Below are 16,476 nucleotides of genomic sequence, written 5' to 3' on the forward strand. Positions count from 1 at the left end.
GAGAGGTTAAAAATAGATAATTTTAAAGGAGGCGAAATCAAGGAGATTTCATGAGAGATCAATCTAAAATATCGATTTTAATTATTTTCATCCCCAGGCGTTTTTTTTTTGTCCAAAAAAGGCGAGAGGTTTTGAAGCACTTACTTCAGCAAATTTCCTGTTGTCAAAGGAGCGATTTCAAATAGATTTGTCCTATATTTTTTAGTTGTTATAATAAATTTATTATTACATTTGCCATCTCTTAGGAATATTTATACATTGCTTATATGTATAAAAACAGATAGTGCAAATTAGTTATTTATAAGTTAAACAAAAAAAGTGTGTCTATGAAAAGGTTAACTTTCCTTTTATTCTGCCTATTATTAGGTATTGGGATGGCCAACGCTCAGACGACGAAAGTAACAGGTACTGTTATTTCGGCGGAAGACAACGAGCCCATCATTGGTGCATCTATAGTTGTTAAAGGTACGACTATAGGTACAGTAACAGATTTTAACGGTGCATTTTCTCTGGATGTACCAAGTTCTGCAAAGACTCTGGTAGTTTCTTTTGTGGGTATGAAAGCCCAGGAAATTGGGGTTAAGCCGAAAGTAAATGTGGTGTTGGAGGGGGATAATCAAATGCTTGATGAAGTGATGATTGTCGCTTATGGTACTGCCAAGAAAAGTGCTTTTACAGGATCTGCTGCAACAATTAAAAGCGAGAAAATCACCTCTCGTCAAACTTCGAACGTTACGAATGCCTTGAGTGGGCAGGTCGCTGGTGTACAGACAACGAGTAGTAGTGGACAGCCGGGTAAAGATGCAGAGGTCCGGATTCGTGGTATCGGATCTATTTCTGCCAGCAATAAACCTTTATATGTAGTTGACGGTGTCCCCTATGACGGTGAGATTTCGGCGATCAGCACTTCTGATATCGAATCTATGACTGTATTGAAAGATGCTGCTTCTAATGCATTGTATGGTGCCCGTGGTGCTAATGGTGTAATTTTGATTACGACTAAAAAAGGTAAAAGTGGCGAAGCTCGTGTCAGTCTTGATGCAAAATGGGGTGTGAATAAACGAGGAGTACCTAATTATGAAACAATTAATGACCCTGCTAAATTTTATGAATTGAATTATTCTTCTATTTATAATGCAGACTTGAAAGGTTATGCCGCAGCTGGTGATCTGGCCGGTGCCAATGCATATGCTAATCAAGCTTTGCTTTCCGGAACTTATTTAGGATATCAAGTATATTCTGTTCCGACAGGAGAACTGTTGATCGGTATGGATGGAAAACTGAATCCGAAAGCTACGCTTGGTTATTCCGATGGAACCTATTATTATATTCCGGATAATTGGTCGGATGAAATTTTCGAAAATAATGTTCGCCAGGAATATAATTTAAGCGTTAGCGGTGCTTCTGACAAAATGAACTATTATATGTCTGCTGGTTATCTGGATGATCAGGGTATCGTCCCTAATTCAGGTTTTCAACGTTATTCAGCTCGTTTGAAAGCGGATTATCAAGTGAAACCGTGGTTGAAGTTGGGTGCTAATGTTTCATTTACTCACTATGATAGCCGTGAGCAGGATACAGAAGGCGGAACTTCAAATGCGAACATATTTTATGCCTCTAATATTATGGGGGCGATATATCCGATGTATATCCGTGATGCACAGGGAAATATAATGACTGATAACCGTGGCTTCCAACGTTATGATTATGGGAAGAAAGGACAAGATACGAATGGATCTCGTAATACTATCCCTAATGCTAACCCGTTGGCCAGCTATATGTTGGACAAGATGAAATATTCCGGAGACGTAGTTAGCGGCAAATGGTTTGCAGATGTTGATATCTGGGGTGGCATCAAGGCCAAGGTGAATATTGGAGTGGATGCCAATAACGTTCGGAATACCGATATGGTGAATCCGTTCTATGGACAATATTCGGAAACGACAGGTGTCGGTGGTTTGATTTCTGTTTCAACCCAACGTACATTCAGTGTTAATCAGCAGTATTTATTGACATACAATAAAACGTTTGATGATGTACACAATCTGGATGTTTTAGCCGGTCATGAAAATTATAACTATAAATACCAATATTTGTATGGCCAGCGTGAAAAACTGTATAACCCGAATGTCCCGGAATTGGATAATGGTATTTCAAATCAGTATAACTCATCTTATTCAAAAGATTATGCGACTGAAGGTTGGTTGTTCCGCGTTCAGTATGATTATGATGGGAAATATTTCGGTTCGGCTTCTTATCGTCGTGATGCTTCTTCTTGCTTCCATCCGGATAATCGTTGGGGTAACTTTTGGTCTGTCGGTGCAGGTTGGTTATTGAATAAAGAAGCTTTCCTGGAAAATCAAAGTTGGATTAATATGTTGAAGTTTAAAATCAGTTACGGTTTGCAGGGAAATGACAATTTGATGTATCAAGGTGGTTTGTATCGCAACTACTATCCGTATCAGGATCAGTTTACTTTGGCAAACAGTAATGGAGATTTCTCAACTTCTCTATATTATAAAGGAAATAAAGATATCACATGGGAAACTTCTCATAGTTTTAATACCGGTTTTGACTTTACGTTCTGGGGAGGCAAACTGAGTGGTTCTGCAGAGTACTTCTCTCGTAAGACTACGGATATGCTTTATTTCAAACCGGTTGCGGCTTCGATGGGATATTCCCGTTTTCCGGAAAATGTCGGTTCTATGGTGAACCGTGGTGTTGAAATCGATTTGAATTCGAATATTATCGAAACAAAAGATTTCTCATGGAGCGTAAATTTGAATTTGACTCATTTCAAAAACAAAGTGTTGGAGCTGGCGCCTGAGCTGAATGGCCAAATGATTGATGCAGGTCGTATCTATCGCGAAGATGAATCAATGTTTCAGCTTTATTTACCGAAGTATGCCGGTGTAAATCCTGAAACGGGAGAAAGCCAGTGGGCTTTGTTGAAGCCGGATGCTGAGGGCAACACGGTTACGACTTCTTATTCCACTGCTACAGAAAACCGTTTTGCGACAGGAGATATCCTTCCTAAAGTATATGGAGGATTCGGTACAAGTTTTACGGCATACGGTTTTGACTTGTCGCTCTCATTTGCCTATCAGCTAGGTGGCCGTATTTTAGACTACACATATCAGGAAATGATGAGCCCGGCTGCTACGGGTAGTGCTTTGCATAAAGACATGCTGAATGTATGGACTTCCGAGAACAAGAATACGGATGTTCCCCGTATGAATGTAAATGATAAATATACAAACCGGTTGTCCGATCGCTTTTTGACAAGCTCTGATTATCTGAGCCTTCAAAATATAACATTCGGCTATACTCTGCCGAAAAACCTGACTCGTAAATTACAGATTGAAGGCGTGCGTTTGTACTTTGTTGCAGATAACGTCGCCTTGTTGACTGCCCGCAAAGGGCTGGATCCGCGTCAAGGTTATGTCGCTTCTGATAATGTTTATTCGCCGATCCGTACAATTTCGGGTGGTATATCATTGAATTTCTAATCCGTTAAATTGTTTTTGAATATGAAATTAACAAACAAATATATGATGTTCGCAACAGCCGCCCTGCTGCTGGCATCTTGCGATTTGGATAAATATCCTGAAGGTCAATATGTTTCTGACAATCAGAAAGAAGAAACGATCAAGGACAGACCTAATTTGGTCACGGCCGAAGTAAATGCCATGGCTGCTAAATTGAATGCTTACGGAACGATTTCCGATGATGCGACAACCTATCATAATGATTATGGAGTCCCGGCTGTCTCTATGGCCTTGGAGTCTGGAGGACAGGATCTTGTAGCACTGGTTACAGGATATAACTGGTTCAATACTTCTCAGAATTATTCAGATCGTGTTTATGACAGTTCTACAGATGAACTGATTTGGAAAACTTTTTATAATCATCTGAAGGCCGCAAATAGTGTATTGAGCTTGATTGATCCTGCTACAGAAGATGCTTCTTTGAAAATCTATCGTGGTCAGGCTTTGGCAGCTCGTGCATATGACTATTTGAATCTGGTTCAGATTTATCAGTTTACTTATGCAGGTCATGAAAATGCTTTGGCTGTTCCCATTGTAACGGAAAAGATGTCTGACGAAGAAATGCAGAACAATCCGCGTGCTACTGTCCAGCAGGTATATGATCAGATTATGAGCGATTTGAATCAGGCAGCAGAATTGTTGGCCGGCTTTGATAATGGAGCGAATAAAGACCAATTGGATGAAGCGGTCGTATATGGCTTGCGTGCCCGTGCCAATCTGTTGATGCAGAAATGGGCTGATGCAGCAAAAGATGCAGAAAGAGCTATTGCCGGCGGAACACCGCAATCATTGGCAGAAGTATCTACTCCGACATTTAATTCTGCTACTGCAAATTCTTGGTTATGGGGTGTCATGATCACTCCGGATAATGATGTTGTACAAACCGGTATTATAAACTGGCCTTCTCATTTGTGTTCTTTTACGGGGAATGGATATACTTCAGGTGTTCCTGACGGATACAGAAAAGTGAATACGGATTTATATGACCAGATTCCGGATACTGATATTCGTAAACAATGGTTTTTGTCTCCGGATAACACATCTTCGTTGATAGACAACGAAACGATAGAAGGATCTTCTATTGTTGAGTATTTCGGTCTTGAACCATATGTAAATACTAAGTTCGGTGCTTATCAGAGTGTGTTTGGGAACACGACTAATGCTTCGGATTGGCCGTTGATGCGTGTGGAAGAAATGTATTTGATTAAAGCGGAAGCTGAAGCAATGAGTGGAAATCTGGCGGCAGGTAAATCTACATTGGAAAACTTCGTGCAAGCCTATCGCGACCCTTCTTTTGTTAGTAAAGCTACTTCGCCACAGCAATTTCAAGATGAAGTCTGGCTGCAGCGTCGTATGGAACTTTGGGGCGAAGGTCATTCCTTGTTCGACCTTTTACGCTTAAAGAAGCCGGTTATACGTAAAAATACGAATTATCATGCTTCCGTACAGTTTAATTTGGAGCCGGAATCCCAGATAATGATCTACCGTATTCCGCAATGTGAAATGGAGACCAATACAGGTATTTCTGATGCAGATAATAATCCGGCGGCTCCACAACCTGCTTTATAAAAGAAATAAGGTTTATATCCGGAAAAGGAATGAAGAGGCGTGTTCAAAAAACACGCCTCTTTTTTTGTCTCTGTCCGGGCTTTTGCAGGATAGCTTTGCAGATAGTTGTTCTTCTATTGAAACACGAAATATAACAAACTTTTAGTTTGTCTCATACGAAACAAAGAACTTATTATTGTTCCTTCGTGTTCTCATTCAGAAAATAATGTATATCATGGAAAAAGTTATTTACAATCTGGTGTTCAATCGGAAAAAGCGGTTGAATGCAGAAGGAAAGGCTTTGATTCAGGTAGAGGCTTACCTGAATAGGCAAAAGAAGTATTTCTCAACGAAAATCTATGTTAAGCCCACACAATGGGATAGCAAGAGAAAAGCTGTGAGGAACCATCCCAATATGGATGAACTCAATCAGTACATTGAGGATTATATTACTTATTTGGAACGGATCGAATTAGATATGGTCCAAAGCGGACGTCCGTTTTCTTTGAAGTATTTGAGGGAAAGGGGAGATTTTGAGTCTGTCTCTTCCTCTTTTGTCTCTTTTATGAAAAATGAGATCAATCATAGCAACTTAAGACTTTCCACATTGAAGAACCATTTATCCACTTTGCAGGTTTTGTGCCAGTATCAGCCACAAGTCTCTTTTGATGATCTTACCTTTAATTTCCTTTGTGGTTTTGAACATTTTCTTCTTGAGCAAAAGTACCACCGGAATACGATTGCCAAGCATATGAAGCATCTGAAAAGATATGTCAACCTGGCGATTAATAAGGATTTGTTTGAATTGCAGAAATATCCTTTTCGTAAGTATAAGATTAAATATATGGAGAGCAAGCGTGGCCATCTGACACCTGAGGAATTGGGAAGGTTGGAGAATATCGCTCCTAAATTGCAACGAACGCTCAGACGGACGCTCGATATGTTCCTTTTCAGCTGCTATACCGGGCTGCGCTTTTCCGATATTGTCAATATACGACCGGATAATTTTCATCTGATCGATGATAAGTTATGGCTGGTCTATTCATCGGTCAAGACGGATGTGAACGTCCGGCTTCCTTTGTTTCTGCTATTCGACGGAAAAGCTCTTGCTGTTTATGAACGCTATTGCAAGCGTTATTCAAGAACGTTGTTTGGAGTTTCTGTTTCGGCAAACTCGAATGTGAATAAACAGTTGAAAAGGATTTGCCGGCTGGCGGAAATAGATAAAAGGTTGTCTTTCCACATGGCACGCCATACCAACGCTACCTTATTATTATATAATGGAGCGAATATCACGACAGTCCAGAAGTTGCTGGGGCATAAAAGTGTACGGACAACGGAAATCTACAGTGATATTATGGATATGACTGTTATACGTGATCTGGAAAATATCACATTGAAATAAAATAAGGTAATAGATACAGGAAGGTGTGTCGTAATACCCGATGCGCCTTCTTTTTTTCGTTGACTATAAAAATCGGCTCATTTTTTTAAGCTGCGATATTTTGAGGATTTCTTTGATTTATGTGTTCGCAGCATCTAAATATAGCTACTGTAAGCTCATAAAACAGTCTAATCAACCAATCCATACCTTCTTTAGCCATTTTTGCACATATCTTTTTTATATTGAAGGCAATGGCAAAGAAGGCAAAATCCATGAAGACCTTGTCCTTTCCAAAATGGCGGAAACGTTTGTAATTCATATTGTTTTTCATTTGTCCGAACACGGCTTCCGGTTCTATGCATCTCTGTCCTCTGTGTTTCAGCCCTTCCTCGGAGCAGAGCTGCTCTTTGGCTTTTTGCCTGTATTTTCTGAGCCTGTGATTCAGTTCTATCGTCCTGTTTCCTTTTGCTTTAAAACAACGGCATCTTAGCGGACAGCCTTCACATCTGACGGCTCTGTACCTGGCATTTTCGCTGACATATCCGGATGCGGTTTTCACATGTCTAGTACCTATCCTCCGCATCCTTTGTCCCATAGGGCAGATGCAAAAGTCATGTTCTTCATTGTAGTAGAAGTTTTCTGCCTTGAACGGATCCGGTTGGAATCTCGGCCGCTGCTCCATGTGGAAATAGTTATATTTGACGTAAGCTTCCATGCCGTTCTCTGACATGAAGCGGTAATTCTCCTCAGAACCATAGCCGGAATCGGCAACCACCGTATGAGCCATCCGGTCATACCTGTTTGAAAAAGATTGCAGGAAAGGGATCATGGTCAGTGTATCCGTAGGGTTCGGGAAGAGTGCAAAATCGGTGATGAACTGGTTCTCGGTGCCGATCTGAAGGTTGTAACCGGGCTTCGTCTGCCCGTTACGCATGGCATCCTCCTTCATTCTCATGAAAGTTGCGTCCTTGTCCGTCTTGGAATAGGAATTCCTCTCTTGCAGCGTGTCCAGATGACTGTCGTATTCCTGGAGTTTGTCCCTATGTTCTTCCAGCTCCTTCAGCTGTTTGCGTCTCTTTTTCAGCTCAGTCTTTTCCTCCTTGGTGGAAGGCTCGGGAACCTGTTCCAGCACATGACGTAATTCTCCCGCCATTTCGGTCAGCATGGCCGGAGTGAACTCAACCTCCTCATTACTTTCCGAATACTTTTCTTGGGCGATGACATCGTCTATCTGCCCTAGCAGGACATGTATCTTCTTCATCAGGCGCTCTCGGTTCCGCTCAACCGTTTTTCGCCAAACGAAAGTATACTTGTTAGCTTTGGATTCAATCTTTGTCCCGTCAATGTATTCCACGTTCAGGCTGATGAAGCCTTTGGAAGAGAGAAGGAGTACGGTTTGGGTAAACACCTCGTTGATTTCCTTCTTCACCCGATTGCGGAAACGGTTGATGGTAATGAAATCCGGTTTCTCATATCCGGCAAGCCAGATATAATGAATGTCACGATGAAGGAGCTTTTCGATTTTCCGGCAGGAGTAGACGTTGTTCATGTAGGCATACAGAATGACCTTGAGCATCATCTTGGGATGGTAAGGGCTGCGGCCGCATTCCTTATATAGCTTCCTGAAACTTTCAAGATTCAGGCCCTCAACCAGGGCGTCAACCATGCGCACCGGATCGTTATCTGCAATATCCTCATCTATTCTTTGAGGAAAAAGCACTGTTTGGTTGGGATTGTAAGGACGAAAATGTATCTTTGCCATAGTATAAATTCTTATGCCTAAAGATACAAAATCTTCAGGTAATAACAAAGCCCCAGCTTGTGAAAGTCGGGGCTTTGGGCATAAAAAAGAAGGTGAGAATTTTGACACACCTTCTGATCTTTCATGATTTTATTCAGTGCCCAAGAGTTGTAAATATGACAAAATGTTATCTTATTGTAGTTTTTATGGGTGTGTGTTGCTGTGTGTGCTTTCTTTTTATCATATTTTTCTGTTGTCAAACATTAAAATAGCCTTGAATTTTTACTGTATTTATACTTTGAAAAGTAAATAAAATATGCGACTTTTGTTGGCATGATGAGTCAACCGTTAGCAGAGAGATTACGTCCGAAAACGTTGGACGATTATATCGGGCAGAAACACCTGGTTGGTCCGGGGGCTGTCCTTAGAAAGATGATTGATGCGGGTCGTGTCCCCTCTTTTATATTGTGGGGACCTCCGGGAGTAGGAAAGACTACGCTGGCGCAGATTATTTCGAATAAGCTGGAAGCTCCGTTCTACACATTGAGCGCAATCAGTTCAGGAGTGAAAGATGTGCGGGAAGTGATAGAAAAGGCAAAAGGCAATCGCTTTTTCAATACCGTTTCACCGATCCTGTTTATTGACGAAATACATCGCTTTAGCAAGTCGCAGCAGGATTCCCTGCTCAATGCTGTAGAGACAGGTGTGGTAACCTTGATCGGAGCCACGACAGAGAATCCCTCGTTCGAGGTCATCCGTCCGTTGCTTTCCCGCTGCCAGGTATATGTTTTGAAATCATTGGAGAAAGCTGATCTGTTGACCTTGTTGAATAAGGCGGTTACCGAAGATATCATATTGAAGGATATGAATATCGTGTTGGCCGAGACGGACGCCATGTTGCGTTATTCCGGTGGCGATGCACGGAAACTGCTGAATATCCTGGAGCTTGTCGTTGCTGCGGAAGAAGGAAATGAAAAGATTGAAATAACAGATGAAAAGGTGGTGGAGCGCTTGCAGGAAAATCCGGCAGCGTACGATAAAGGAGGGGAGATGCATTATGACATCATATCCGCTTTTATCAAATCCATTCGCGGAAGTGATCCGGATGCCGCTGTCTATTGGCTGGCTCGTATGGTTGCCGGTGGCGAAGATCCGGAATTTATAGCCCGCCGTCTGGTTATTTCAGCATCGGAAGATATCGGATTAGCGAATCCGAATGCTCTGTTGTTGGCAAATGCCTGTTTTGATGCCTTGAAGAAAATCGGCTGGCCTGAAGGACGGATCATTTTGGCGGAAACGACCGTTTATCTGGCATGCAGTCCTAAAAGCAATTCGGCTTATATGGCGATTAATGATGCGTTAGAGTTGGTGAACCGTACAGGAAACTTGCCTGTTCCCCTTCATTTGCGAAATGCACCGACAAAATTGATGGCGGAGCTGAATTACGGAAAAGATTACAAATATGCGCACGATTATGAAAATCATTTTGTCAAGCAAGAGTTCCTTCCAAAGGAGATTTTAAACGAACGGCTGTGGAAAGGACAGGAAAATCCGTCCGAACACAAACTAATTGAACAGATGAGGCGTTTGTGGGGAGATAGATATCAGAATTGACAATTGATAATAGACAATTGACAATTGGGAAATAAGTGTAATTGATAAAGATAATTATCATGTCGTTTTGCTAATAATTATCAATCATCGATTGTCAATTGTCAATTTATTTTGTACATTAGCCGCCTGTTTTTGGGAAATTAGTTACTTAAATTATATTTAACATTAAAAAAAACATTGGTATGAAGAAGCACAATTTTTATGCAGGTCCCTCTATCTTGAGCGAGTATACAATTAAAAATACGGCCGCTGCAGTAGAGAATTTTGCGGGTATGGGTTTATCTCTTCTTGAAATCTCCCACAGAAGTAAAGAATTCGTTGCCGTGAACGATGAGGCGCGTGCGCTGATCAAAGAATTGCTGGATATTCCTGCTGGCTATGAGGTTGTTTTCCTGGGTGGAGGTGCAAGCATGCAGTTTTGTATGGTTCCTTACAACCTGTTGAATAAGAAAGCTTCTTATTTAGATACCGGTACATGGTCGTCCAAAGCCATCAAGGAAGCTAAGCTCTTCGGGGAAGTCGAGGTTGTGGCATCTTCTAAAGATAAAAACTATACATATATTCCGAAAGATTATACGATTGCCGACGATGCGGATTATTTCCATATTACGACCAATAATACGATTTACGGAACGGAAACTCGCAAAGATCCGGATGTGAAACAACGTTTGGTCGCCGATATGTCGTCCGATATTTTCTCCCGTCCGATCGATGTATCCAAATATGACATTATCTATGCCGGGGCACAGAAGAATCTGGCTCCTGCCGGTGTGACGTTGGCTATTGTTCGTGTGGATGCTTTGGGGCATGTGGAACGCCCGATCCCGACAATGTTGAACTATAAGACTCATGTGGACAAGGATTCCATGTTTAACACTCCTCCCGTGCTGCCGATCTATGCTGCGTTGCAGACATTGAAATGGTATAAGGAACAGGGCGGTGTTGCCGCTATGGAAAAGAAGGATATGGAAAATGCCGCTATCCTGTATGATGAAATCGATCGTAACAAGTTGTTCAGAGGGACTGTTGCAGCCGAAGACCGTTCTATCATGAATGTATGTTTCGTGATGAATGACGAGTATAAGGAACTGGAAGACGAATTCAGCAAATTTGCTGCGGCTGCCGGTATGGTCGGTATCAAGGGACACCGCTCTGTCGGTGGTTTCCGTGCCTCACTGTACAACGCAATGCCTAAGAGCAGCGTTGAAGCTTTGGTTGCATGTATGAAGGATTTTGAAAAACAGCATTGATTATGGCAAAGATATTAGTAGCAACAGATAAACCTTTCGCAGCGATAGCTGTGAAAGGTATCCGCGAAGTAGTGGAAGGGGCAGGCGATGAACTGATCCTGTTGGAAAAATACGGTGAAAAGGCCAAACTGCTGGAGGCAGTCAAGGATGTGGATGCAATCATTATCCGCAGTGACGTGATCGATGCCGAAGTGCTGGATGCCGCCAAGCAGTTGAAGATAGTGGTTCGTGCCGGAGCCGGTTATGATAACGTCGACCTGGCTGCTGCGACAGCTCATAATGTTTGTGTGATGAATACACCGGGGCAGAACTCCAATGCCGTTGCCGAATTGGCTTTCGGAATGATGGTAATGGCTGTCCGCAACTTCTATAACGGAACATCGGGAACAGAATTGAAAGGAAAGAAACTGGGAATCCACGCATACGGCAACGTAGGCCGCAATGTGGCCCGTATCGCAAAAGGTTTCGGAATGGAAATCTATGCATTCGATGCTTTCTGTCCGGCTTCGGCCATTGAAGCGGATGGCGTGAAACCAGTCGCTTCACCGGAAGAACTCTATGCTACCTGCGATATCGTTTCTTTGCATATTCCCGCAACTGCCGAAACAAAGAACTCCATCAATTACGCTCTGGTCGGCAAGATGCCGAAAGGGGGCCTGTTGGTCAATACAGCCCGTAAGGAAGTGATCAACGAAGCCGAACTGATCAAGTTGATGGAAGAACGCGCAGACTTGAAATATGTAACCGACATCATGCCCGTAGCCAACGAAGAGTTTGCCGCCAAGTTTGCCGGTCGCTATTTCTCCACTCCTAAAAAGATGGGTGCACAGACTGCCGAAGCCAATATCAATGCCGGTATTGCCGCTGCCAAGCAGATCGAAGGCTTCCTGAAAGAAGGATGTGAAAAATTCAGAGTAAATAAATAGATTTATCTAAATTATCATGGCACGAATTAAACCTTTCAAAGGAGTCCGTCCTCCTAAAGATTTGATCGAACAAGTGGCTTCCCGTCCTTACGATGTGTTGAACTCGGAAGAGGCACGCGAAGAAGCGAAGGGAAATGAAAAATCATTATATCATATCATCAAACCGGAGATCGACTTTCCGGTCGGGACGGATGAACACGATCCTGCCGTTTATCTGAAAGCTGCCGCCAATTTCCGGATGTTCCAGGAAAAGGGCTGGTTGGTGCAGGATAAGGAGGAATGTTACTATGTGTATGCCCAGACCATGAACGGCAAGACACAATACGGCTTGGTTGTCGGTGCGTATGTGCCCGATTATATGAATGGCGTTATCAAGAAGCATGAGTTGACACGGCGTGACAAGGAGGAGGACCGCATGAAGCATGTCCGGGTGAATAATGCCAATATCGAACCGGTGTTCTTTGCTTATCCCGACAATGCCGAACTGGACCAGATTGTCGCCAAATATGCATCCCGCAATCCGGAATATGACTTCGTCGCGAAAGACGACGGTTTCGGCCATACGTTCTGGATCATTGATGAACCGGCTGATATTGTCCGCATCACGGAACTGTTCGGCGAAATGCCTTCCCTGTATATTGCCGACGGCCATCACCGTTCCGCCGCCGCCGCCCTGGTCGGTGCGGAGAAAGCCAGACAGAATGCGGCTCATAAAGGGGACGAGGAGTATAACTACTTTATGGCTGTCTGTTTCCCGGCAAACCAGTTAACGATTATCGACTATAACCGTGTGGTGAAAGACTTGAACGGCTTGTCGGAAGAGGAATTTCTGGCTAAATTGGAAAAGAACTTCGTCGTGGAAGAAAAGGGCGCGGATATTTATAAACCGGCAGCTTTGCATAATTTCTCCCTCTATTTGGCAGGAAAATGGTATTCGTTGACAGCCAAGCAAGGCACATACAACGATAACGATCCGATCGGTGTCCTGGATGTGACGATCTCTTCCAACCTGATTTTAGATGAGATTCTGGGCATAAAAGATCTTCGTTCGGATAAACGCATCGATTTCGTAGGCGGTATCCGTGGGCTGGGAGAATTGCAGCGTCGTGTGGACAGTGGCGAGATGAAGGTCGCGTTGGCGCTTTATCCTGTCACCATGAAGCAATTGATGGATATTGCCGATACCGGTAATATCATGCCTCCCAAGACAACCTGGTTCGAACCGAAACTGCGTTCCGGTCTGGTTATCCATAAGCTCGAATAAAATGATTTCACATTCACAAGCCTGCTTGATGCTTGTGTGATGCCGATTTACAGTGAAGGCTGAGTATGCGGAGGGTGATCCCGCCTGCATACGGCCTTCACTTTTTTTATTTGGTTGTTCGGACACTTTTATGTAAGTTTGTGAGTATTACGCAAAGAATATGAAAAGAATCAGAAACATAGTATTTGATCTGGGAGGCGTCTTGATCGACCTGGACCATCACCAGGCTGTAAGCCGATTTGAGGAAATAGGAGTGAAGGATGCAAAACAGTTGCTCGATCCTTATGAGCAGAAAGGCTTTTTCCTTGAACTGGAGAATGGAAAGATCGATGTTGATACTTTCTGCCGCAAGTTATGCGAGCATACCGGCAAGCAACTTTCTTATGATGAAATCAAATATGCCTGGATGGGTTTTATTGCCGATGTCCCGCAATACAAGTTGGATTTCCTGTTAGAGCTGCGAAAGAAATATAAGGTTTATTTGTTGAGCAATACGAATCCGATTGTCCAGTCGTGGGCGAGGAGCGAGGCGTTCACCCCCGCCGGTCGTCCTATATCCGCTTATTTCGACAAAATGTATACTTCCTATGAAGTTGGGGTGACGAAGCCGGATGCCGCCATCTTCGACCGGATGATAGAAAATGCCCCGCTTATTCCCGCTGAAACGCTGTTTGTCGACGATGCCAAATCGAATATAGAGGTTGGACAAGGGCTCGGTTTCCACACCTATCAGCCGGAAAACGGAGAGGATTGGCGGGAAGCTGTCCTGAATATACTGGCAAAGTAATCTTTCAGTCTGTTTTTGGGGGAGATGTCTCATGATAAAAAAGCTATAGCCTGTTTCCAAAAAGGTTATAGCTTTTTTCTTGGAAAGCTATGGCTTGTAAACGGAAAACCTATAGCTTTTTGGAGGGCTTGGAACGTTTTTTAGGCCCCCAAATATAGAAAAGGACAATTTGACCGCAATATTTCCCCTACACTTTTTGGAAGCAATAGATTTATGAAAATATTGTATGTGTTTGATAAATAATAGTTTAGATGATTTTTCTAAACCTTTGCCTTTCTTTTCCGTATGGAGGCAGTGCATGCTAAGAGTCAGGCTGTTCAAATGGGGTGGAGGTGTGTGGAGGAGAATGTGTTTTTGTCCGGATTTGGTTTTTTCTTCGTCAGGTAGCTCGTTATTTACCGTTCGCTATTTACAAGGAGTATTGCGGTTGTCGTGTAAGAAAATGAGGCTTGTTTGAAAAAGTGTAGGGGAAATATTGCGGTCAAATTGTCCTTTTGTAGGGATGGTTATTTTCAATATATTGATATACAGTGTGCTGTCTGATGATAAGCTTGTCTTTATACTGTATACACCTTTCCAAGGCTTCTTAATGAAAAAGGGGAGCCGATGGGTTTAATAATGAACTTTGGCCCCCCTTTTTTGTATGGTAACGAGAAATATTCCGATTACATGATACCGCATTCGCGCAGTCTTTCCTGCCATTTCCAGGCCGAAGCCAATGTGTCGGCCAGTGTTTCTGTCGCTTTCCAGCCTAAAACTTTATTGGCACGTTCGGGATTGGCCCAAACCTTTTCGATGTCACCTTCGCGGCGTCCTACGATTTTGTGCGGGACTTTAACGCCTGTTGCAGCTTCGAATGTGTTGATCAGTTCCAATACGGAAACGCCGTTGCCGGTTCCGAGGTTGAAGATTTCCACATTATCCAGAGACTTGCCACCCAACATGCGGTCCATGGCAATCACGTGAGCCTTAGCCAAGTCGACAACATTGATGTAGTCGCGGATGCAGGAACCGTCAGGCGTGTCATAGTCGTCACCGAATACACTCAGCTCTTTGCGGATACCCATAGCAGTCTGTGTCAGATACGGGATCAGGTTCTGAGGAACGCCGTTAGGCAATTCGCCGATCTCTGCTGTCGGATGTGCTCCGATCGGGTTGAAGTAACGCAGGATGATGCTCTTGAAAGGAGCGCCGGCATGGATCGTGTCGCGGATGATCTCTTCGTTGATCTGTTTTGTATTTCCGTATGGAGAAGTAGCCGGTTTGATCGGAGCGTTCTCGGTTACAGGCAGATTCTCAGGGTCAGGCTGCCCGTAAACGGTACAGGAAGAAGAGAATACAATGCCTTCGATATTGAATTCCGGCATCAGTTCCAACAGGTTCACCAGTGTCACTACGTTGTTGCGGTAGTATTTCAACGGCTGCTGTACGGATTCGCCTACTGCTTTGCTGGCGGCAAACAGGATAATCCCTTTGATTCCCGGATGAGCTTTCAGTGCTTCGCGGGTTCCTTCCTTATCTTTCAAGTCCAGCTTGATGAATTCAGGACGGATGCCTGTGATGCGTTCGATACCGTCCAATACTTCTATATTGGAGTTAGACAGGTCATCGATGATGACAACTTCATAACCTGCGTTCTGCAGTTCTACTGTGGTGTGTGATCCGATGTAACCAGTTCCACCTGCTACTAAAATCTTCTGTTTCATGAGGAGAGAAAATTTATGATTTATGATTTATGAAAGGATTTATGATTTATGATTTATAGCGGCAAGCGGTATTACCTGTTATTATCAAGCAGTATTACCTGTTATTATAAATCATAAATCATAAATCTTTAAACGATCCCCGAGAATCCCATAAACGCCATAGCCAGTAGACCAGCTGTGATTAGGGCGATCGGGGTTCCTTTCATGCCATCGGGGACATTTGTCATTGCTAATTGTTCTCTGACACCTGCAAAGATAATCAAAGCTAATGCAAATCCAATAGCAATAGAGAATGCATATACTACAGATTCTAATAAATTATACTGTTTCTGGATGACCTGGATGGCGACACCCAACACACAACAGTTTGTCGTGATCAGCGGAAGAAACACTCCCAATGCCTGATAGAGGGCAGGAGAAACTTTCTTCAGGATGATTTCCACCATTTGGACCAGAGCTGCGATAATCAGGATGAAGCTGATGGTCTGCATAAAGCCCAGGCCGAATACATCCAGCACATATTTTTGTACGAGGAAAGTCACGAGTGTCGCAATGGTAAGCACAAATGCAACGGCTGCTCCCATGCCTATTGCTGTATCCACTTTCTTGGATACGCCGAGGAACGGACATATACCCAAGAATTGGGACAACACAACGTTGTTGACGAATACAGCGGCGATAAATATCAATATATATTCCATATCTTAC

The 16,476-nt window shown here is 43.2% G+C and carries 11 protein-coding genes; 8 read left to right on the forward strand and 3 right to left on the reverse strand.

The annotated features are described in order from the left end of the window. Positions 1-326 precede the first annotated feature (326 nt). The 3 genes from NQ542_RS00820 (at position 327) to NQ542_RS00830 (ending at position 6,501) form a co-directional block, all read left to right on the forward strand. Positions 327-3,509 (forward strand): SusC/RagA family TonB-linked outer membrane protein, encoded by a 3,183-nt coding sequence (locus NQ542_RS00820; RefSeq protein WP_227945705.1) that lies wholly within the window; start codon positions 327-329, stop codon positions 3,507-3,509. A 21-nt stretch (positions 3,510-3,530) separates the two neighbouring features. Beyond that, positions 3,531-5,117 carry a RagB/SusD family nutrient uptake outer membrane protein gene (locus tag NQ542_RS00825; protein WP_005641319.1) on the forward strand — a complete coding sequence of 529 codons (1,587 nt, stop codon included), beginning with the start codon at positions 3,531-3,533 and terminating at the stop codon, positions 5,115-5,117. A gap of 214 nt (positions 5,118-5,331) precedes the next feature. After that, complete coding sequence (locus NQ542_RS00830) at positions 5,332-6,501, forward strand: site-specific integrase (protein ID WP_005651174.1); 1,170 nt, start codon at positions 5,332-5,334, stop codon at positions 6,499-6,501. Between the two features lie 85 nt (positions 6,502-6,586). On the opposite strand, the gene NQ542_RS00835 is transcribed toward NQ542_RS00830, so the two are convergent. Then, the gene (locus NQ542_RS00835) at positions 6,587-8,242 is read right to left on the reverse strand and encodes an IS1182 family transposase (RefSeq protein WP_005641316.1); all 1,656 of its coding nucleotides are present in this window, start codon (positions 8,240-8,242) and stop codon (positions 6,587-6,589) included. A 312-nt stretch (positions 8,243-8,554) separates the two neighbouring features. On the opposite strand from NQ542_RS00835, the gene NQ542_RS00840 reads away from it, so the two are divergent. From NQ542_RS00840 to NQ542_RS00860, 5 genes are all read left to right on the forward strand, one after another. Next, on the forward strand, positions 8,555-9,835 hold the full coding sequence (locus NQ542_RS00840) for a replication-associated recombination protein A (protein ID WP_005641312.1): 1,281 nt from the start codon (positions 8,555-8,557) through the stop codon (positions 9,833-9,835). Positions 9,836-10,017: 182 nt separating this feature from the next. Next, positions 10,018-11,085, forward strand: a complete 1,068-nt coding sequence (serC, locus tag NQ542_RS00845) for a 3-phosphoserine/phosphohydroxythreonine transaminase (RefSeq protein WP_005641310.1) — start codon at positions 10,018-10,020, stop codon at positions 11,083-11,085. A 2-nt stretch (positions 11,086-11,087) separates the two neighbouring features. Then, the gene (locus NQ542_RS00850) at positions 11,088-12,011 is read left to right on the forward strand and encodes an NAD(P)-dependent oxidoreductase (RefSeq protein WP_005641308.1); all 924 of its coding nucleotides are present in this window, start codon (positions 11,088-11,090) and stop codon (positions 12,009-12,011) included. A 16-nt stretch (positions 12,012-12,027) separates the two neighbouring features. Next, a complete protein-coding gene (locus NQ542_RS00855; protein ID WP_005641306.1) occupies positions 12,028-13,275 on the forward strand; it encodes a DUF1015 domain-containing protein in 1,248 nt (415 codons plus the stop codon). 160 nt (positions 13,276-13,435) lie between these two features. Further along, positions 13,436-14,062: an HAD family hydrolase gene (locus NQ542_RS00860; protein WP_005641304.1), complete on the forward strand. Its 627-nt coding sequence runs from the start codon at positions 13,436-13,438 to the stop codon at positions 14,060-14,062. A gap of 665 nt (positions 14,063-14,727) precedes the next feature. Here NQ542_RS00860 and galE read toward each other — a convergent pair. Then, positions 14,728-15,768 (reverse strand): UDP-glucose 4-epimerase GalE, encoded by a 1,041-nt coding sequence (galE, locus tag NQ542_RS00865; RefSeq protein WP_005641300.1) that lies wholly within the window; start codon positions 15,766-15,768, stop codon positions 14,728-14,730. Positions 15,769-15,896: 128 nt separating this feature from the next. Continuing rightward, a complete protein-coding gene (gene rsxA / locus NQ542_RS00870) occupies positions 15,897-16,469 on the reverse strand; it encodes an electron transport complex subunit RsxA (RefSeq protein WP_005641298.1) in 573 nt (190 codons plus the stop codon). Positions 16,470-16,476 lie beyond the last annotated feature (7 nt).

Origin of the sequence: Parabacteroides merdae ATCC 43184 (assembly GCF_025151215.1) — a bacterium.
GTDB lineage: Bacteria > Bacteroidota > Bacteroidia > Bacteroidales > Tannerellaceae > Parabacteroides > Parabacteroides merdae.

What these genes read in the sequence shown, in the direction of transcription:
- NQ542_RS00840 (WP_005641312.1), top strand. Translation starts at nt 8,555, where the DNA reads ATGATGAGTCAACCGTTAGCAGAGAGATTACGTCCGAAAACGTTGGAC.
- NQ542_RS00860 (WP_005641304.1), top strand. Translation starts at nt 13,436, where the DNA reads ATGAAAAGAATCAGAAACATAGTATTTGATCTGGGAGGCGTCTTGATC.
- serC (WP_005641310.1), top strand. Translation starts at nt 10,018, where the DNA reads ATGAAGAAGCACAATTTTTATGCAGGTCCCTCTATCTTGAGCGAGTAT.
- NQ542_RS00825 (WP_005641319.1), top strand. Translation starts at nt 3,531, where the DNA reads ATGAAATTAACAAACAAATATATGATGTTCGCAACAGCCGCCCTGCTG.
- NQ542_RS00850 (WP_005641308.1), top strand. Translation starts at nt 11,088, where the DNA reads ATGGCAAAGATATTAGTAGCAACAGATAAACCTTTCGCAGCGATAGCT.
- NQ542_RS00820 (WP_227945705.1), top strand. Translation starts at nt 327, where the DNA reads ATGAAAAGGTTAACTTTCCTTTTATTCTGCCTATTATTAGGTATTGGG.
- NQ542_RS00835 (WP_005641316.1), bottom strand. Translation starts at nt 8,242, where the DNA reads ATGGCAAAGATACATTTTCGTCCTTACAATCCCAACCAAACAGTGCTT.
- galE (WP_005641300.1), bottom strand. Translation starts at nt 15,768, where the DNA reads ATGAAACAGAAGATTTTAGTAGCAGGTGGAACTGGTTACATCGGATCA.
- NQ542_RS00830 (WP_005651174.1), top strand. Translation starts at nt 5,332, where the DNA reads ATGGAAAAAGTTATTTACAATCTGGTGTTCAATCGGAAAAAGCGGTTG.
- rsxA (WP_005641298.1), bottom strand. Translation starts at nt 16,469, where the DNA reads ATGGAATATATATTGATATTTATCGCCGCTGTATTCGTCAACAACGTT.
- NQ542_RS00855 (WP_005641306.1), top strand. Translation starts at nt 12,028, where the DNA reads ATGGCACGAATTAAACCTTTCAAAGGAGTCCGTCCTCCTAAAGATTTG.